The organism is Chryseobacterium sp. OSA05B (assembly GCF_019970065.1).
GTDB lineage: Bacteria > Bacteroidota > Bacteroidia > Flavobacteriales > Weeksellaceae > Chryseobacterium.
The window spans coordinates 1-19,124 of record NZ_JAHXYH010000002.1 but is presented as its reverse complement, the minus strand read 5'-3'; the positions used below and the strand labels follow the sequence as shown (position 1 = coordinate 19,124).

Genomic DNA, 19,124 nt, shown 5'->3' with positions numbered 1-19,124 from the left:
AAAATTGACACTTCACAAGAAATATTGAGTCAAAGGTGAATTGTCAATTGTGAATTTATCCGCCTCAAAATTGACCACTGACTTGCGAAGCAAAATTGACATTTCACACTCAAAAATAGCACTACTCTTATTTCTTATCCTAAATCAATGACCCGTATACGTTCTCTGTCCTACATTTGCAGTATCAATAACAAACAAAAAATACAATACAATGGCAACAAAATGGAACCTAGACCCAACGCATAGTGAAATTACTTTCAAAGTAAAACACATGATGATTTCTAACATCAAAGGAAACTTCAGAACGTTCAATGCAGAGATTGAAGCTGACGATGATACATTCACCAACGCTAAAACAACAGCTACCATCCAAACTGATTCTGTATTCACCAATAATACAGACAGAGATAATCACTTAAAATCTGCTGAGTTTTTCAATGCGGAAGAATATCCGTCTATCACATTTGAATCTCAGGCTTTAAATGATAAAATAACTGGAAACCTTACCGTAAACGGTGTTACAAAACCCATCACTTTAGACGTAGACTTCGGCGGAATCAATGTTGACCCTTGGGGAAATACAAAAGCTGGTTTTTCTTTTGAAGGAAAGATCAACAGAAAAGATTTTGGACTGAACTGGAACGCAGCTCTTGAAGCAGGCGGCGTAATGGTAAGTGAAGAAGTAAAAATCGCCGGAGAATTACAGTTTGTAAAACAAGCATAACAAAAAAACGGATTTTTAGTTTAAAATAGGGAGCCACGAAGTGGCGACTTAGCCCAAAATAGGATGCAATCTTATTTAAATAAAAATTATCCAATTTATAACATAAAAAGGTTCAGGGATTTTTCTAAAAGCCTTGAGCCTTTTTCTAATTACAACCTTATTATGAACCTCAACGATCTGCAGAACATCAGCGACCATTTTGGAAATACCCAAAGAATGCCCGTATTATTTCTCGGGCACGGTTCGCCGATGAACGCTATTGAAGACAACCAGTTTGTCCGGGGATTCAGAAAAGCGGCACAGGAGATTCCAAAACCTAATGCTATTCTGTGTATTTCTGCCCACTGGTATACGCAGGGAACATATGTTACTGCGATGGATATGCCAAGAACCATCCACGATTTCGGCGGTTTTCCGAAAGCTTTGTTTGATGTGCAGTATCCTGCTCCGGGAAGCCCGGAACTGGCAAAAGAAACAGTTGAACTTTTAGCTCCGGCTTTGGTGGAGGAAGATCACAACTGGGGACTTGATCACGGCGCATGGTCGGTGATTAAACATATGTACCCCAATGCTGATATTCCGGTGATCCAGCTGAGCATCGATTATACAAAACCTCCGCAATATCATTTTGATCTGGCCCAAAAGCTGAATAAGCTTCGGGAAAAAGGGATTCTGATCATCGGAAGCGGAAATATTGTTCACAACCTTCGTCTGATCGACTGGAAAAACATTGATACAGTAGGTGCCGGCTGGGATTGGGCTGTAGAAGCAAGAGAAAAGACCAATAACTGGCTTCTGGACGGAAATTTTCAGAATATCATAGACTATCAGAAACAGGGAACATTCCTTCAGTATGCAGTTCCTACACCTGATCATTACCTTCCGTTAATCTATTCATTAGGTTTAAAAGATACATCTGAAGACCTGTCTTTATTTAATGATGAACTCATTGGTGGGTCTTTAAGCATGACGAGTATGAGGATAGGATAAACTGCTTTAAGAGTCTTTTTTTATCACTAGAAATTTAGTAATATTGTTTCCCATGAAAAAAACGATATTCCTATTTTTATTGATACTCCCTTTGTATTTTGTAAACGGTCAGGTCATTAAAGGCCGGGTAGTCAGTGATACCGGTAATCTCATCCCCGGTGTCAATATTTATATTGACGGAACCAAAACAGGAACGGTTTCGAAAGAAGACGGCACATTCAGCCTCAGTATCTCTTCCGCGAATTTGGGAAATGTTGTTTTTCAGAAAGACGATTTTGAAACCTTTACCACAGCTGTATCAGAAGTTATCAATAAAAATCTGAAAGTAGTTTTGACTAAAACCAACGCTATTGAGGAAATCAGGCTGGTTCCTTATACTTCCGAGGCTTACAGAAGTTATATCAATTATTTTCTGGAAACTTTCATCGGCAGTGACCGTGAGCATGTAACGATCAAGAACCAAAAATCCCTGAAATTTTCCTACGATAAGAAGAATAAATTCCTGAAAGTAAAAGCTCCGAATACATTAATCATTGAAAATAAAAATCTGGGCTACGAGATCCAGTACAATCTTATCAACTATTCCTCAGACTTTAATACCCGCACGGTCAATTATTCAGGAACAAGCTTTTTCAAGGAAACAAAAAGCACGGGTAAAATCAAACTTAACCGGATGAATGCTTACGACGGAAGTCTGCTTCATTTTTTCAGAAGCATCTACGACAATAAGATCTCTGAAGAAAAGTTCATTGTGAATCATGTTGTAAAAGTTCCCAATCCGCAATACCCTACAAAAGAAGAATTACAGGCATTGGAAGACTTCAGAACAATGGCAAAAAACACTGAATTAGTCAAGATCCCTGAAAATATCAGCGAAATTTCCCAAAGAAAAAACACCCAGAGACCGTATGCATTGGCTATTGTAAAAACGCTCATCCCTGATTCTGCCTACGTCGCAAGAAAAGAAGGGAAAGTTCTGTTCAGTTTTAAGGATATGCTTCAGGTGAATTATAAAAAGTACCTCTACGAAATTAAGGGAAAGGAATTTGTGAAAAGCAAATTACCCAAGACACTCTCCTCCTATCTGCATCCTGAAGGTGAAATATTTGAGGTTACAAAAGAAGGGAATATCACCAATCCGGACCTGCTTATCAACGAAGGCGATTTTACAAAAAATAAAATTGAAAACCTGCTTCCGTTAGATTATCAGCTGGGAGACTGAGATATTCCCTTTGATATTTTTATTAAGAGATAGCCTGGATGTTTAAGGCATAAATCTCATAACTCATAACTCATAACTTATAATTCATACTTTATTGTACCGCTTTCAGAACATTGATATTTCCATAGCCGTAGCTTGAATTCACGGTAGGATAATAGGTAGCGGACTGTCTCATTTTATTCAGCACCTGATCTCTGGTCCATGATGGATTTTTAGACCACACAAGAGCTGCAATGCCTGCCGTAGCTGCTGTTGCCACTGATGAACCGCCAACATAATCAGACTGATTGTTATAATAACTTAAAACAGGAACGGTATTTCCATTCGCTCTTTCCATCTGGAAAGTAAAATCGATCTGACTTCCGGAATGGCAGACATCGCATTTCTGGTTGGAAGTTCCTTCTTTTACACCGGTTACCGCCTGTGTTTCGGACATACTTGCCGGGAAAATAACCCCAACAAAATTAGTAAAGCTGGTAGAAGTTCCTCCTGCGCAGAAGATCAGTTTTCCTTTGGAATATGCGTATTTCACTCCGTCTTCAATTTTTCCGACAGAGAAAATATGTCCCATTGACATTGAAATAATCTTCACGCTGGTATTATTGGCAAGATCCGTAAATGCTGTTTTCACTCCGTTCTGCTCGCTGGAAGTTTCCAATACCACATTGGAAGCAGCGCGGTAAGTGATCAGATTGGCATTATACGCCACACCTACAGGAAGTCCTACATTATTTTTCGGGGCTGCCATTACGGAAGCCATTTTTGTTCCGTGACCGCATTGGTCAGTCGGCCCGTCTGTAGTAGATCCGTTCACATAGGATCCGAACTTGTTGATCGTTCTACCGGAAGAAGCTCCCGTATTAAAACTGCTTCCCAACAACGTCTGTTCCGGTGAAACTCCTGTATCGATAAGTCCTATGGTAACTCCTGCTCCTGTACTGTAGCTCCATGCGTTAGGAATATTGTGCTGTGTAAAAGCCCACGGAACTTTAGCATTTGGAGTTGTAGTCGTATAATCTGCAGCACTTAAAGCAGTAGATTCAAAGCCGCATCCTGATGAGGAGCCACTGGATTTTGCATTGGGATTAAGACCATTTTCGATCTCAAAATAATGATAGTCTCCCGGTTCTACATACCGTATGGTTTTCATTTTTCTCAGAGCTGTAATGGTTTCCTCTTTTTCTACGATCACATCTATTTGGTTAAGATATTGATCTGAAGCAAGCAGAAATCTCTCCTGTGAAACATTTTCGTACTTTTTGATCACGTCTAAAACTTCAGCTTCCATAGTTTTGCTGTCTGTGGAAAGGCTTCTGTCAAAATCATCCTTTGAAGATCCGAATCCGATGGACACCATTCTGTTTCCCCTGAAAATGGCACTCCAAAGCAAATGATCTGAAGCATTTTTCCAGTTGAATGTCCCGGTATTTTTGATCGAGCTGTTAATTTCAGCGTTGATCTGCTTTCCCGTTAAAGGATCTTTCTGAATGTTTTCAATTTTAGGATTTTCGTTTTGAAGTTCGTCACGGGTACATGAATTCATGACAAAAAACAGTGCCAGTAGGTAAAATACACTTTTTCTCATAGTTTTAATTGTATGGTTTGGAACCACAATATAACACTTTGATGAGAATTAAAAGCTCAGAAAAAATGAATTTACTATTACAAGAATATGAATCCTTATCAATACCCTTTGAAAATTTTACAATATTTTCTCATAACAAACGCTTTTATCAATACCTATATACTGTCCGTAGTTAGGAATTCTGCAATATCCACTTTTCTCGTAAACAGAAAGGGCTTCATTCTGCTCAAGGGAACTCTCTAAAACTGCTTTTGCGTAGCCTGATTCTTTAGCCCAGGATTCCAGTTCCTCCACAATAGCTGTGGCCAGACCTCTTTTTCTAAAATCCGGATGGGTATACATTCTTTTGATCTCAACGGTGTCTTCAGAAAATTTCTTGAAAGCTCCACACGCGGCAGGTTTTTCATCAATGTAGATGACAATACAGTTTTTGATGCTGTCAATTTTATTGAACTGATCATAGAATGGATGATCATCTCCGTTACGGATGGCCAGATCGGCATCGAGAAGTTGGACTAAATTTTGAAAATCTTTGTGGGAAGAATCTGTTCTGGTGATGGTCATTTTTCTTGATTTAAAAATTTAATTGATTTAAGGATTTAAAAATGGGGTATAATACAAAAGCTTCCCCGGTGAGAGGAAGCTTGGGATTTATTTGTTTTACTTATTTTTTTTAGGCATCGGTGGTGGCGGATTTTGATACCCTGCTTTTTTATCAAGTTTTTCTTTCACTTTGAGCCCTATTTCTCTTCCCATTTTTTGTCCTGCTTCTATGCTTTCTTTCATAATGGCCGGTAAAACAGAAATAGTCTTTTGCCCAACGGGTGACTTATAGAATCTGATCAGATCATCGACTTCTGATTCTGAATAATATTTAGAATATATCGGAATATACAATTCAGTTATTCTTTCTGTTGTTACTTCTGCCATAAATTCATTAAAAAACTCATCGGAAATATCGGGAGAGCTTTTTTTAATCTCCTGCACTTGGTGCTGCATTCCGGAGATGGCCATTTTATCTGCACCCATCACTTTAATAAGTTCCCTAACTTTAGCTTCTGAAGCCTGGGAAAAAGCAAATGTACCTGAAAAAAGGCTTACAATGGTGATTAGTTTTTTCATTTCTGCTTACTGTTAAACTTCAACCTTAAATTTTCTTTCGTTGATCAGCTCTGCAATAGCCAGCATATCTTTTCCTATCAGTCTGTCATCTTCCAGTTTCTTTACTTTAGAACGGATGATGGTAAAGTTTTCTTCGATGATCTTCGAACATTTGGAAGGTCTTCTGAATTCTAATCCCTGGGCTGCAAACATCAATTCCACAGATAAGATATTCACCAGATTTCCTAAAACCTGATTGAATTTTCTACCGGAAATACTTCCCATAGAAACGTGGTCTTCCTGACCTAAGCTTGTAGGAATAGAATCAGCTGATGCCGGGAAACATAACGTTTTATTTTCCGTCACCAAAGCTGCAGAAGTATACTGAGGGATCATAAATCCTGAATTCAGTCCTGAGCTTTCTGTCAATAATCTTGGAAGTCCGTATTTTCCTTCTAGTAATAAATAGCTTCTTCTGTCTGAAATATTTCCTAATTCAGCAGCAGCCAGTGTAGCATAATCTAAAGGAAGTGCCATCAGCTGTCCGTGGAAGTTTCCTCCGGAAATAGATTCTTCAGCACTTAGAACGATAGGGTTGTCTGTTACCGAATTCAGTTCTGTTTCAGCCATTAGTTTAAGATGTTCAAAAGCATTTCTGCTGGCACCGTGCACCTGAGGAACACATCTCATGGAATAAGGATCCTGAACTCTTTCGCATTCCTCATGCGCTTTCATGTTTTCAGAACCTTTTAAAAACTTCACCATTCTTGCCGCCACTTTTTTGCTTCCCTCGAAAGGTCTGATCTCGTGAAGTTCTTTTTTGAACGGACTTTCAGAACCTCTGTATGCTTCAATACTCATAGCCGCAGTCATATCAGCCAGGTTCAGTAGATATTCAAATTTCTCCAAACCTTTAATAGCATGAGCCAGAATAAACTGGGTTCCGTTGATCAGTCCCAAACCTTCTTTCGGGCCTAATACCAATGGTTCAAGATCATGCCTTTCTAAAACTTCCATGGTTTCGAAAATCTCATCTCCTTCCCAAACCTGTCCTAATCCAAGCAATGGAAGTACAAGGTGAGCCAGAGGTGCTAAATCTCCGGATGCCCCTACAGAGCCCTGCTCAGGCACCACCGGGATAATATCTTTTTCAAGCATCAGGATCAGTCTTTCGATCACTTCAAGAGAAACTCCCGAAAAACCTTTAGACAATGCATGAACTTTTGCAATGATCATAATTTTGGAAAATTCCTTATTGATAGGCTTTCCTACACCTACTGCATGGGAAATAATAAGGTTGTACTGCAGCTGAGCAGTTTCGTCAGCAGATATTTTAGTATCGCAAAGGGGCCCAAAGCCTGTATTGATCCCATAGACACATCTATCGGATTCTACTATTTTCTGAACGTTTTTCTGAGATTTTAGGATCTGTTCTTTGGCTACTTTATTAAGCTTAGCTTTATTTGGTTTTTTACAGATTTCCAGAACATCATGGAAAGTGAAAACATCTACACCGTATATCATTTCTAAAAATTTCCTTAAAATTACGCATTTAGCGATAATTGTAAAAGCTAAATTTTACGGTCTTATATTTTTTCTACCGATACGTCATTTAATTTGTTATTTTTACCGCCAAAATAAAAAAACAATTACCAATAACTTATGAAACTTACCACTTTACTGCTTACTTTATGTTTAGCAGGTACTTCAACTTTCGCACAGAAGGTAAAATATTCCAAAGAAGAGAGAAAAGAAATGAATCGGTATTTATTTAACGAAGGTTTCAATACGGCATCAGACAAAAAAGTTTCCACTATCATATTAAAGGATAACACTGAACATCAGGGCTACAGTAAGTCCTGGGAAAAACAAAGAGGCCAGATCCTTTCTATCACGATCGAGGATGTGGATACCAAAAAACCTGTGAAGTTTGCTGCTGCAGACATCGCCGAAATGTATTTGTACGCCACTGAGACTGAAAAATCGATGAAGGCGGCCAGTTTCATTTCGAATATGAGAAATTACAGCACTAAAAAGTACAGTAAATCTACTACGGACGAAGCGATCCGTTTTGAAAATCAGACTGTTTCGTTAAAAAACAAAAAAGAAAGCAAAGCTTTTTTAATGCAGGTCATCAATCCTGAATTTAATGAGATTATTTCTGTTTATTACGATCCGTTCGCAAGTACTACCGCTACAACCGGTTTTGCAGGAGCTCCGGCATTTGGTGGTGGTGTGATCAAATCTTATTATGTGAAGAAAGGGGATAAAGTAATGTGGCTTCACAAAGATGATTTTGAAGACAACTATGATTTCCTGTTCGGAGACAATCCTGAATTTATGAAAAAATATCCTAAAAACTCTGTAGAGTGGGATTATTTCAGCTTCTTAGTCTATCAATATACGGATATGAGCCATACATAGAATTTAATTTTAATCCGAATTTGGGATAAGCATCAAAAGCAGAGAACAAAGTGCCAAGGTAGAGTGAATAGTGAATTTTGCTTCGCAAGTGAGTGGTGAATCTTTTGTGCATATGTGAGACTGCATATATCAGAAGGCCCAATACTAAAACGCTCTGATCCTCAAACCCAAACCTGATTTTAACATACATCATAAAACTGCAGAACATTCTGCAGTTTTTTTGTTCTTTTAAATCCCGGATGGATTCCGTAATTTTGTTATATGAATCCTTCTTTAGAATTACAGCTTAAAACTTTACCATCAGAACCAGGCGTTTATCGTTATTATGATAAAAACGACCAATTGCTGTATGTAGGAAAGGCCAAACACTTAAAGAAAAGGGTTCTCTCCTACTTCAACAAAAATCTTCCTGGCTACCGTATCAAAATAATGGTAGGAAAGATAGTACGCTTGGAAACCACCATCGTTAACAGCGAATATGACGCTCTATTACTGGAAAACAATCTGATCAAGGAACACCGTCCTTTTTACAATGTCTTGTTGAAGGATGACAAAACCTATCCATGGATCTGTATTAAAAACGAGAACTTTCCAAGGATTTTCCTGACCAGAAATGTGATCAAAGACGGATCCGAATATTATGGTCCTTACGCGAAAGTGCGTCCTGCAAAGATTCTGCTGGATACCATCAAGCATATTTATAAGCTCAGGACCTGTAATCTGAATCTTTCACCCGCTAAAATAAACGAAGGAAAATATAAAGTCTGTCTGGAATATCATATCAAAAACTGTGAAGGCCCTTGCGAAGATCTGGAAAGTAAAGAGGATTATGATGAAAAGATCGATGCTATCCGGGGAATTATCAAAGGAGATTTCCGGAAAGCCAGGGAATATCTGATCAATCAGATGATGAAACATGCAGAAAATCTGAAGTTTGAAGAGGCACAGATCATCAAAGAAAGGTTGGATATTTTAGAAGATTATCAGGCTAAAAATACGGTTGTAAATCCTAATATTGATGATGTGGATGTTTTTGGAATGACCAGCGATGAAACGGCTGCTTATGTGAATTTCTTTAAAATCCGGAACGGAAATATCATCCAGAGTTTTACCACAGAAATCAAAAAAATCCTTGAGGAAACGGATGAAGATATTATGGAAGAAGCCCTGATCGAGATCCGCCAGAAGTTCAGTTCCGATTCTAAGGAGGTCCTGTTGCCATTCCATCTTTCTGTGGAGATCCCGAATGTGAAACTGATTGTTCCTAAAGTAGGCGATAAAAAAAGGATTGTGGAACTTTCCGAGAAAAATGCTAAGGAATACCGTTTGGAAAAACTGAAGCAGGTACAGATCGTAGATCCGGAAAGACATACCAACAGGATTATGGCTGAAATGCAAAAACTGCTGAGAATGCCGGTAGAACCGAGACATATTGAAGGTTTTGACAACTCCAATATTCAGGGAACAAATCCTGTTTCTGCGTGTGTCGTATTTAAAGACGGAAAGCCAAGCAAAGCTGATTACAGAATTTTCCATCCGAAAACGGTAGAAGGAGCCAATGACTTTGCTACCATGGAAGAAGTGATTTACCGCCGCTACAAAAGACTGCTGGATGAAGGGGAAGACCTTCCGCAGCTGATCCTTATAGATGGTGGAAAAGGACAACTTTCCTCTGCTGTAAAAAGTTTGAGACTATTAGGACTCTACGGCAAAATTACGATTGTGGGTATCGCGAAAAGACTTGAAGAAATTTTCTTTCCTGAAGATTCTATTCCGTTGTATCTGGATAAAAAATCGGAAACATTGAAAATTCTTCAGCGCGTAAGGGATGAAGCTCACCGTTTCGGAGTAAAGCACCACAGAACGAGAAGAAAAAATTCTACGATAAAATCTGAACTGGAAGAGATTCCTGGTGTGGGTGAAAAAACTATTGAATTGCTGCTTTCTAAATTAAAATCTGTTAAACGCATCCGGGAATCGAGTATGGAAACGTTGGAGGAGATTCTGGGGAAAAGTAAGGCGAAGGTGATCTGGGAGTATTTCAATAGTGCTGACCAATAAAAAAATCCCTAATTCGTGGAATTAAGGATTGTATATTATTGATAGCGTATTCTTATTTTGACGAAAATACTTCTTTAGAAAACTCACCGTTAGATTGTGGCATATCAATGATGATATTACCATTTTCAACATATCCGATGGTATAAGTTCCGTCTGCAAGCTTTACTCTGAAGACATCTTTCTTTGAAGAAGCTTTGAAAACAGCAAATGGCACAGAACTTCCACTGTCTGCCAGGATAAACTGATTATTGTCTACCTGAATTTTCTGAAGGTTCCACTTCCCGTTTGAATATTTTCCGGATTTATTTTCTGAAATAGGTGAAGAAGAAGGTGCATCATTTTTACTGATCGCTTCAGTAACTGCAGGTTCTGCTTTTACAGTCTGAACTTTTTCTGTAGGATAAGAAACAGGAACTGCTATAAGAGCCTGTTTAAGAGCATCCTGAAATCCCTCCTTAAAATCTTTAATATTGGAAGATCCTTTGGAAGAAAAAACAGTTTTCTCATTACAGTCTTTCACTTCAATCAGTACCCTGTTTTTTAAAAAGTTACTGTTGTCTAAAAGATTGGCATATAAAACATGACAAGGATTTTCTCTGGCATCGGACGGCCATTCCTTTATTCCTTGTACCACTGTATATTTTTTACCCGTCAATCCTTTTGCCAGAGAGGTTTCAAGTCCATAGGAATCTTTATCGAAATCTTTGAGTTTTTCCGGAACGGAAATATATTTATAATCAGAAACTTTCTGTCCAAAAACAGCAGTTACTAAAAAAAAAGACGCTATTACTGATATTTTTTTCATTGCTTTTAAATTACATGTCAAAGTTAATCATTTCTAAACTGCCCCATATCCAGTTTAAGAGAGAAAAAATTAGAATAGAAATTAGATCCTCCTATACCTGAATTGGTGATGGCATAATCCAGTGTAAGCCCTCTGTATTTTATCCCGATACCTGCGCTCGGCTGGAAAGAAACTTTTCTCTTTAGGTCCTCAATATCTGTAATAGACTGGAATCTGTTTACCCCAAGTCTTACGAAAATCATTTTCTGATAGCCAAGTTCAGCACCCGCATAAGGCGTAAGGCTGGCAAAATCTGTAGAAACCAGCGCTGCCGTTTTCGCGAAATCGACATTGATCCCTGCTTCCGGTAATACATACAGACTGCTGTTGATATTGAATACTTTACTTGCCCCCACATTCAGTTTAGGCATGGTAAGCTCCATTTTATCTTTTGGAGCCGGGTTAAATTCTTCACCATTTACAATAGTAGAAAGTTCCCCCTGGTTGATGCTCCAGAAGTTGACAGTAGTCGTTGCATCACGCAACATCCCTCCAAATTTCCAACCATTATCTGCTTTATAAATAGCCCCCACGTCAAAACCGAAACCATAACCGCTGGCAAATTTTCCTACATTTCTGTAAACAATTTTGGCATTCACCCCTACATCCAGTTTAGGATTTCCGGCAGGATGAAAAGCATAGGAAAGAATAGCTGCGTAGTCAGACTGGGAAAATTTGGTGATCTTGTCATAGTCAATATTCCCTTCTGCATCGATCATTTGTGTAGTGTTCAGGATATTGTCTACCCCCAATCTTACTATAGAAACCCCGAATACACCTTCTTCCAGTACTTTTGCGTAAGCCAGATAATCATATTTGGCAATAGATTCGAAATATTCTGCGTGCATTGCTGCGCCCTGCCAGTCTCTTTCGATAGCCATTAAACCTGCGGGGTTCCACATCGGGGCATATACATCGTCCTGATTGGAAATTACAGCTCCACCCATGGCCAGTCCTCTTGCTCCAGCTCCGATATTTAAAAATTCATTGGAGTATTTTCTTATGATCTGAGATTGAGAGAGCCCAAACAGCAGTGAAAATGCAAGTAAAAAATATTTCTTCATCATATAAATTTGATGCTAGTTAAAGTTTTTTTGTTTTTTTGTTTTCCTGGATTTCATCAATCCATTGACAATGATTGCCAGTATCATAACGCCTGAAGCTCCATAAAATACAGGGCTCATTTCTTCTGATTCCCCAAAGATAAAAAAAGCTAGTATAATTCCGTAAACTGGTTCTAAATTAACTGTTAAAATTAAGGTAAACGGTGAAATATATTTCATCAGGTTTACAGATTCCAGCATTGGAAAAGCTGTAAAAACACTGGCTAACAAGCATATTAACGCCAGATCTCTGTAGTTTATTTCATTCATCTGAAAAATCTGTCCTGTCGCCATATAAAATAGAGCAAGAACCAACCATCCGCAGAAGATTTCATAAAATATAATATTTCCGGAACTCGTTTTTCCAAACATCTTCCCGTTAAAAACAGAGAAAATAGTTCCGAATATCGCACAGAGAACCCCATAGATGATTCCTTCCTTAAAATGAAACTCTGTTTTAAAGATCAGTAAAATACAGGCAACAATCACTACGCCCATGACAACTTCCGAAATATCGATCTTTCTTTTAAAAATAATGGGTTCTAATATGGAAGCAAATAAAGTAGAAAGTGACAGGCAGCTCAATGCAATGGAAACATTCGATACTTTAATGGAATAAAAAAAACAATACCAATGGAGAGCCATAGCACAGCCAATACCGGCTAGCTGAAAAAAGATCTTCTTCGATACTTTTATGCTCTCTTTTTTGTAAATTCTAATAAATATAAAAAGGAATATAGCAGCAAAAAGCATCCTGTAAAATACGAGGATCTGAGCATTGGCATGAATCAGTTTTCCTAAAATTGCAGTAAACCCCCACAAAAAAACAATCAAATGCAACCTGAAAAGTGCTAATTTTTGCATATCCTAACTTCTGTAAATTTTTAACAGGCAAATTTACAAATAGGCTTTTACAAATCTCATAAAAAATATAAATTTTACTTTAATAAAAAAATAATTAATGCATATTCACCTTATTTTTCCTAAACAATCGATCATAATCACCTAAAAATATAAAATATTGAAATTAAAATTTCATATCAAACAAAAGCAACTGTTGTTTCACAGGACAATGCACATGATTTCCTGCACTCAATAAAAGAATTATAAATTTGAAAATGATATTAAATAGGGATATTAGAATTAAAACAGATCGACTACTGTTAAAACCAGTAGAAGAATCATATGTTGACGATATCAACACCCACTTCACTGCAGAAATTACTAGATATATGCCTTTCAACCCTGAAGGTGATAGAAATGATATTCTAAGCTTCGTGGAAGAATCAAAAAAAACACTGTCAGACAATACCGACTTGGTAATGGTTGCAATTGACTCTGAAAATAATTTTATAGGTTGCTGTGGTATCCATCATATAACATCAGAATCTGTGGAATTGGGGTTATGGCTGAAAAAAAGCGTGCAGGGTATTGGGCTGGGAACTGAAATAATAATGAGCCTGATTGAATTTTTAGAAAATAACTTTACTTTTAAATATATACGCTATCCGGTTGATAAGGGAAATATAGCCAGTAGAAAAATACCGGAAAAATTAGGTTTTATACCTTATAAAAAATACCGGAAAAATAAAGGCCAATCCTCATTTCTCGATATTGTAGAATACAGAAAATATTATTCAATTTAATGTTCCGATATCGCTTTTCGATTATTAATTGTATGAGCATAAAAAAACCCTGAAAATTTGTTCAACGTTCAGGGCCTTCAAATAATAAACTATTAAAAAAATAAACTAGGAACTTAGAGTATTTAGCAGGGAATATTATCCCCTTAACTCTGAAGTAAAGTTATAGAAAATATAAGTAATTTAAAAATAAATTTTTGTTAAAAATTTCACAAATTTCTGAGAACCAATATATTAAACACTTGTTTTACTTCGGTGTGTATTCGTTATAAAAATAGTATCTTTAGGCGTAAAAAATTGAAATTTTATGGACCTTGAATTCAACAAACGGGAAGATCAAAACCGATTAAAATTATCCGATCTTAATCAATTGCTCGCTGAAATAAAAAAAGGAGGCGGTGAAAAGAGGCTTCAAAAGCTTCGTGACGAAGGAAAAATGACAGCAAGAGAAAGAGTTGAATATCTTCTCGACAAAGGTTCGGATTCCATAGAAATCGGTGCATTTGCTGGCTATGAAATGTATAAAGAGCATGGCGGATGTCCTAGCGGAGGAGTTGTAGTCGTGATGGGATATGTTTCGGGTAGACAATGTCTGGTGGTAGCGAATGATGCTTCTGTAAAAGCAGGTGCATGGTTCCCGATTACCGGAAAGAAAAACCTGAGAGCACAGGAAATCGCGATGGAAAACAAACTTCCAATTATCTATCTTGTAGACTCTGCAGGAGTGTACCTTCCTATGCAGGATGAAATCTTCCCTGATAAAGAGCATTTCGGACGAATTTTCAGAAATAATGCCAAAATGAGTTCGATGGGAATCATTCAGATCTCTGCAGTGATGGGAAGCTGTGTAGCGGGAGGAGCTTATCTTCCTATTATGAGTGATGAAGCGATGATTGTGGATAAAACGGGTTCTATTTTCCTTGCCGGAAGTTACCTTGTAAAAGCAGCCATCGGTGAAAGTATTGATAATGAAACTTTGGGTGGAGCTACCACGCACTGCTCTATTTCAGGAGTGACGGATTATAAGGCTAAAGATGACAAAGATGCTTTAGACCGAATCAAAAATATCATGAAATCTCTTGGAAGTACTGAAAAGGCCGGATTCGACAGAATAGAAAGCTTTCCTCCAAAAGAAAATCCCGATAATATTTTCGGCATCGTTCCAGTTTCAAGAGCGGAACAGTATGACACTTACGAGATCATTAAATGTTTAGTGGATAATTCAGAATACGAAGAATACAAACCTGATTACGGGAAAAGCATCATTTGTGCTACAGCTAGAATTGATGGCTGGTCCGTAGGAATCGTAGCGAATCAGAGAAAACTTGTTAAAAGCGGAAAAGGTGAAATGCAGTTTGGAGGTGTCATTTATTCAGACTCTGCTGATAAATCAACAAGGTTTATCGCTAACTGTAATCAGAGAAAGATTCCTTTGGTTTTCCTTCAGGATGTTACAGGATTTATGGTAGGTTCGAAATCTGAGCATGGAGGTATTATTAAAGATGGTGCTAAAATGGTGAATGCCGTTTCCAATTCGGTAGTTCCAAAATTCACGATCATTACAGGAAATTCTTACGGAGCAGGAAATTATGCCATGTGTGGTAAAGCTTACGATCCGAGACTGATCGTGGCGTGGCCTTGGGCTGATCTGGCTGTAATGGGAGGATCTCAGGCAGCCAAAGTTTTGGTACAGATTCAGGAATCTACTTTAAAGAAGCAAGGTAAGATGATCACTGAAGAAGAACATAATGAAATTCTAGATACCATCACCAAAAGATACCAAAAGCAGACTGAAGCTACTTATGCCGCAGCAAGGCTTTGGACGGATGCTATTATTAACCCTACTGATACAAGAAAATGGATTTCCATGGGTATTGAAGCCGCAAACCACTCCCCAATTACGGAAAAATTTAACCTAGGAGTTATTCAAGTATAAAAATATTCACGATATATTAAAATTAAGTTTATTTTTTTGATAAACATCAATAAAGCGGCAATATGATAAATAATTCATATTGTCGTTTCTTTTTATTTATTAACTTTATAAATAAAATCACTTTATTATGAGATATAAATTAACTTTTATTTTATTAATCATTTATACTTTTTTCTGGGGACAAAATATTTCAAAAGAAGCCTCATTACCAGGTAGTGAATTCCCTTTCGATTTTCAAAAATTCGAAAGCCAGTTTAGAGAAAGCCGGTTAAAAAAAGAAAAAATTTCAAAGGTCTGGATCACCATTCCTTCGGAAAACGGAAAAAGTATTAAATTTAATTTAAGCGAGAACAGCCTTACAGAAGAGAGACTTAATTCAATTCTTACTTTTGATGGTGTGAGTGAAGATCGGGGTTCATCTTTGAAACTGTCTGTTTTTAAAGATCACTTTAATGCCATTATTAAAAATGATGAAGGCTATTTTATTGTAGAGCGCTACAAAACATCTCCCGGCCAGTACAGGATTTACAATGCTTTCTCAAAGTTTGACGAAAGATTTACCTGCGGAGTGGAAGAAAATGATATAATTAAGGAGTTAGCGATCGTTAAACAATCCTTAACCTCAAAATCAGCGGCCAACTTTCCATTTGGAAACCAGATCAGAAAATTCAGGCTGGCCGTAGCTACTACCGGTGAATTTACGCAGGCTTTTGCCGGAAATACGGATGATGCATTGGCTGAAGCGGTCAATATGGTGAACCTGATCAATAAGATTTATGAATCAGAAGTTTCCGTAACGTTTGGTCTTATCGCTGATACTACTAATAAAACCCTGATATTTACTGATCCTGCCACTGATCCATTCACTGTGGATCCTTCTTTTGCCAGTGCAGCTAATTCTCAAACAGGTTTTAACACTTTAAATACCAACACGACGTTGGTTTATAATAAATATGATATAGGGCATACATTCAATATTTTAAGCAGTGGCGGAGCACAGGGCCAGGCTGGCCCACAGCCATGTAACAATACTTCAAAATCAAGAGCTTGGAGCCAATGGGCACTCACCATGCCTAAAGGTGTTGTTGCAGGATTAATTGCGCATGAAATGGGTCATCAGTTCTCCGCAGGACATACCTATAATGCGGTTGGAGGAAGTGCCAGTAGTCCTACATTTTGTACAAGCGGTTGGAATGCAGGTGCCGCCATTGAACCCGGTGGCGGATCAACGATTATGGGATATTCTACCAACTGTTCAACTCCAAATAATCAGACCAATACAGGTAATAATAATTTAAATTATTTTAATGCAAGAAGTTTAGATCAAATGCTTGCTTATCTGCAATCACCGGCCAACTGCTACACCATTGTAGCCAGTGCCAACCAGGCTCCTTCTACCAATGCAGGAGTAGATATTACCATTCCAAAAAACACCCCATTCAAGCTAAAAGGAATTGCTACTGACCCGAATGACAGCAATCTTTCATATACCTGGGAACAGGCTGATATAGCCACAGCTAATGATAAAGGAGCATTCGGATCCACCATTACCGGAACAGGAGGTTATACTGCTGTAAACAGTACGACTGCACCTTTGTTCCGTTCTGAACAAAGCATCTCAACTACAGAAAGATATTTTCCTAAGATGCAGTTTGTCCTTAATAATCAAAACAATCCACCTACCAATGATGCTGAAGCTTTACCTCTGGTAGCCAGAAATATGAAATTCCGTTTTACCGTAAGAGATAATAATGTGACAAACGGAGGGCTGGATTCTGATGAAATCGTTGTAACTGTGAGTAACAATGGACCGTTAACGGTTTCATATCCGAATGCTACTAGTATTTCGGTAGCTGCCAATACTAATGTGAATGTTACCTGGGATGTGAATAATACCAATACAATTAAGAGTAATGTTGATATTTTACTATCTATCGACGGTGGAATCTCATTCCCTTATACTCTAGCATCCAATGTTCTGAATAATGGCAGTTATACAGCTACTATTCCATATATCCCTTCTACAGATAAAGCAAGAGTGAAAGTAGTAGGAGTTATCAATCCTTATGCAGAATTCTTTGATGTCTCTGATAATAATTTCACCATAACATCAGACTGTGCGGCTTATTCTACCTATATTACACCACAGGCTGCAGCTACAGCGGTTTCCGGCAGCCCTGCAGCCAATCTTAATATGACTGCTCCTCCAGTGGCAGAGGCAGCCTATACTTCTAAAACCTTCGTATATAATGTAGGGACCAGTACAAATAACGTTATTGTTTACAGCAATTCCGGAATGACAGCCCCTGTTTCTGCAAGCAGCAATTCTGTAACCAATACCTTTAAATTCAGAGTTACAGAAAGCGGTTCTTATGTTTTCTCCAAATCATCAGGATTTCTGATTACTTCCGTACATTCAGGAAGTCCTGCAACATTGGCTAATTTCTTAACATCAAATGCGTATTATAACGGTACAAATTATACATCTACCGGAACTGCTAAAGCTGTGGTATTAAATGAAGGAGTTGATTATTACTTTGTGATTTCAAACTTTTCAAATCCTGCCAATGCAACCAGCTATACCCTTACGGCTTCCGGTCCTGGAAGTCTATATGAAACTTCTGCAACACCGGCTGGGTACAGTTATACATTTGTAGCGATCAACAATTCGACAGGTAAAATTCAGGCCGTGAGCCCTACAGCCAACTTTACTTCTCTTCCGGCAGGCACATATACCGTAAAAGGTATTTCTTATAACAGTGCGGCTAATGTATCAAGTTTCGTCGGAAAAAGTGTCAGTGAGCTTATTGCTTTAAATATCTGCTTAAATGAAAGTAAAAATTCTAGAGTATTAACACTTACTTCAAGTTTAGGTACAAAAGAATATCAGAATATTAGTGATATTAAAATCGTCCCTAATCCGGTGAGAGATATCCTTTCAGTGATTACAGACAGACAGGTTACCCATTATGAACTCTATGATATGTCGGGAAGAAATATGACCGGAAGAAAAAAATATTCTGGAAATATCAATTTCTCCGAATATTCGGCAGGTTCTTATGTACTGAGACTTTTCGATAAGGAAGGTTTGATTTTTACAACACCTGTTATTAAAAAATAATATTATTTCTAAATACAATAACAAAAGATGGTCGAAAGGCCATCTTTTTTGTTCTGTATATTAAATTGTGATGGATAAGAGTGGACAATAGTTAACGATCTTTACAGTTTAAAATCTTTGGTTCCTTATAATAACATAAGTTTGGCTAAAACCTTAAAGCACTCTCCTATTAAATATATAGAAGATCAGATATGAGAATAGTATTATTTACTCTGCTTATGGCTTATTTAAAGATAGATGATGATTGATAAAAGATGATTGATCGCTGATGTATTGACTGGAAGGTCTTGATCCACATTACTCATTACTGATCAATCATGATTTATAATTGATGATTGATGATTGATAAGCCATCATTGATCTTTTATCA

At 37.6% G+C, this 19,124-nt stretch carries 15 protein-coding genes; 8 read left to right on the top strand and 7 right to left on the bottom strand.

Features of this window, described 5'->3' with window-relative positions; translation table 11 throughout:
- The first annotated feature begins 211 nt into the window (after positions 1 to 211).
- The 3 genes from LC419_RS07380 to LC419_RS07370 all read left to right on the top strand — a co-directional run bounded on the left by LC419_RS07380 (position 212) and on the right by LC419_RS07370 (position 2,936).
- The gene (locus LC419_RS07380; protein ID WP_223606752.1) at positions 212 to 724 is read left to right on the top strand and encodes a YceI family protein; all 513 of its coding nucleotides are present in this window, start codon (positions 212 to 214) and stop codon (positions 722 to 724) included.
- Positions 725 to 886: 162 nt separating this feature from the next.
- Complete coding sequence (gene ygiD / locus LC419_RS07375) at positions 887 to 1,714, top strand: 4,5-DOPA dioxygenase extradiol (RefSeq protein WP_223606751.1); 828 nt, start codon at positions 887 to 889, stop codon at positions 1,712 to 1,714.
- 52 nt (positions 1,715 to 1,766) lie between these two features.
- On the top strand, positions 1,767 to 2,936 hold the full coding sequence (locus LC419_RS07370; RefSeq protein WP_223606750.1) for a carboxypeptidase-like regulatory domain-containing protein: 1,170 nt from the start codon (positions 1,767 to 1,769) through the stop codon (positions 2,934 to 2,936).
- Between the two features lie 91 nt (positions 2,937 to 3,027).
- Here the strand turns inward: LC419_RS07370 and LC419_RS07365 are convergent, their stop codons facing one another.
- The 4 genes from LC419_RS07365 to hutH all read right to left on the bottom strand — a co-directional run bounded on the left by LC419_RS07365 (position 3,028) and on the right by hutH (position 7,146).
- A complete protein-coding gene (locus LC419_RS07365) occupies positions 3,028 to 4,521 on the bottom strand; it encodes a S8 family serine peptidase (RefSeq protein ID WP_223606749.1) in 1,494 nt (497 codons plus the stop codon).
- A 117-nt stretch (positions 4,522 to 4,638) separates the two neighbouring features.
- Positions 4,639 to 5,085 (bottom strand): GNAT family N-acetyltransferase, encoded by a 447-nt coding sequence (locus LC419_RS07360; protein ID WP_223606748.1) that lies wholly within the window; start codon positions 5,083 to 5,085, stop codon positions 4,639 to 4,641.
- A 96-nt stretch (positions 5,086 to 5,181) separates the two neighbouring features.
- Positions 5,182 to 5,643: a DUF2059 domain-containing protein gene (locus tag LC419_RS07355; RefSeq protein WP_223606747.1), complete on the bottom strand. Its 462-nt coding sequence runs from the start codon at positions 5,641 to 5,643 to the stop codon at positions 5,182 to 5,184.
- Between the two features lie 12 nt (positions 5,644 to 5,655).
- Positions 5,656 to 7,146 (bottom strand): histidine ammonia-lyase, encoded by a 1,491-nt coding sequence (gene hutH, locus LC419_RS07350; RefSeq protein WP_223606746.1) that lies wholly within the window; start codon positions 7,144 to 7,146, stop codon positions 5,656 to 5,658.
- Between the two features lie 138 nt (positions 7,147 to 7,284).
- Between hutH and LC419_RS07345 the strand changes: the two genes are divergently transcribed.
- Together LC419_RS07345 and uvrC are read left to right on the top strand one after the other, a co-directional pair.
- Positions 7,285 to 8,046, top strand: a complete 762-nt coding sequence (locus LC419_RS07345) for a hypothetical protein (protein ID WP_223606745.1) — start codon at positions 7,285 to 7,287, stop codon at positions 8,044 to 8,046.
- A gap of 261 nt (positions 8,047 to 8,307) precedes the next feature.
- A complete protein-coding gene (gene uvrC, locus LC419_RS07340) occupies positions 8,308 to 10,107 on the top strand; it encodes an excinuclease ABC subunit UvrC (RefSeq protein ID WP_223606744.1) in 1,800 nt (599 codons plus the stop codon).
- Between the two features lie 52 nt (positions 10,108 to 10,159).
- On the opposite strand, the gene LC419_RS07335 is transcribed toward uvrC, so the two are convergent.
- From LC419_RS07335 to LC419_RS07325, 3 genes are read right to left on the bottom strand one after another with little or no spacing between them, the layout of a single operon-like run.
- Positions 10,160 to 10,912, bottom strand: coding sequence for a hypothetical protein (locus tag LC419_RS07335; protein ID WP_223606743.1), 753 nt, complete (start codon positions 10,910 to 10,912; stop codon positions 10,160 to 10,162).
- A gap of 23 nt (positions 10,913 to 10,935) precedes the next feature.
- Complete coding sequence (locus LC419_RS07330) at positions 10,936 to 12,018, bottom strand: PorV/PorQ family protein (protein WP_223606742.1); 1,083 nt, start codon at positions 12,016 to 12,018, stop codon at positions 10,936 to 10,938.
- A 12-nt stretch (positions 12,019 to 12,030) separates the two neighbouring features.
- Positions 12,031 to 12,918, bottom strand: coding sequence for a DMT family transporter (locus LC419_RS07325; protein ID WP_223606741.1), 888 nt, complete (start codon positions 12,916 to 12,918; stop codon positions 12,031 to 12,033).
- A 254-nt stretch (positions 12,919 to 13,172) separates the two neighbouring features.
- On the opposite strand from LC419_RS07325, the gene LC419_RS07320 reads away from it, so the two are divergent.
- The 3 genes from LC419_RS07320 (at position 13,173) to LC419_RS07310 (ending at position 18,754) form a co-directional block, all read left to right on the top strand.
- A complete protein-coding gene (locus LC419_RS07320; protein ID WP_223607583.1) occupies positions 13,173 to 13,700 on the top strand; it encodes a GNAT family N-acetyltransferase in 528 nt (175 codons plus the stop codon).
- Between the two features lie 304 nt (positions 13,701 to 14,004).
- The gene (locus tag LC419_RS07315) at positions 14,005 to 15,633 is read left to right on the top strand and encodes an acyl-CoA carboxylase subunit beta (RefSeq protein WP_223606740.1); all 1,629 of its coding nucleotides are present in this window, start codon (positions 14,005 to 14,007) and stop codon (positions 15,631 to 15,633) included.
- 127 nt (positions 15,634 to 15,760) lie between these two features.
- Positions 15,761 to 18,754, top strand: a complete 2,994-nt coding sequence (locus tag LC419_RS07310; RefSeq protein ID WP_223606739.1) for a zinc-dependent metalloprotease — start codon at positions 15,761 to 15,763, stop codon at positions 18,752 to 18,754.
- Positions 18,755 to 19,124: the final 370 nt, after the last annotated feature.

Excerpts from the sequence above, each read along its gene's own strand:
- LC419_RS07380 (WP_223606752.1), top strand. The coding sequence starts at position 212 with ATGGCAACAAAATGGAACCTAGACCCAACGCATAGTGAAATTACTTTC.
- ygiD (WP_223606751.1), top strand. The coding sequence starts at position 887 with ATGAACCTCAACGATCTGCAGAACATCAGCGACCATTTTGGAAATACC.
- LC419_RS07370 (WP_223606750.1), top strand. The coding sequence starts at position 1,767 with ATGAAAAAAACGATATTCCTATTTTTATTGATACTCCCTTTGTATTTT.
- LC419_RS07365 (WP_223606749.1), bottom strand. The coding sequence starts at position 4,521 with ATGAGAAAAAGTGTATTTTACCTACTGGCACTGTTTTTTGTCATGAAT.
- LC419_RS07360 (WP_223606748.1), bottom strand. The coding sequence starts at position 5,085 with ATGACCATCACCAGAACAGATTCTTCCCACAAAGATTTTCAAAATTTA.
- LC419_RS07355 (WP_223606747.1), bottom strand. The coding sequence starts at position 5,643 with ATGAAAAAACTAATCACCATTGTAAGCCTTTTTTCAGGTACATTTGCT.
- hutH (WP_223606746.1), bottom strand. The coding sequence starts at position 7,146 with ATGATATACGGTGTAGATGTTTTCACTTTCCATGATGTTCTGGAAATC.
- LC419_RS07345 (WP_223606745.1), top strand. The coding sequence starts at position 7,285 with ATGAAACTTACCACTTTACTGCTTACTTTATGTTTAGCAGGTACTTCA.
- uvrC (WP_223606744.1), top strand. The coding sequence starts at position 8,308 with ATGAATCCTTCTTTAGAATTACAGCTTAAAACTTTACCATCAGAACCA.
- LC419_RS07335 (WP_223606743.1), bottom strand. The coding sequence starts at position 10,912 with ATGAAAAAAATATCAGTAATAGCGTCTTTTTTTTTAGTAACTGCTGTT.
- LC419_RS07330 (WP_223606742.1), bottom strand. The coding sequence starts at position 12,018 with ATGATGAAGAAATATTTTTTACTTGCATTTTCACTGCTGTTTGGGCTC.
- LC419_RS07325 (WP_223606741.1), bottom strand. The coding sequence starts at position 12,918 with ATGCAAAAATTAGCACTTTTCAGGTTGCATTTGATTGTTTTTTTGTGG.
- LC419_RS07320 (WP_223607583.1), top strand. The coding sequence starts at position 13,173 with ATGATATTAAATAGGGATATTAGAATTAAAACAGATCGACTACTGTTA.
- LC419_RS07315 (WP_223606740.1), top strand. The coding sequence starts at position 14,005 with ATGGACCTTGAATTCAACAAACGGGAAGATCAAAACCGATTAAAATTA.
- LC419_RS07310 (WP_223606739.1), top strand. The coding sequence starts at position 15,761 with ATGAGATATAAATTAACTTTTATTTTATTAATCATTTATACTTTTTTC.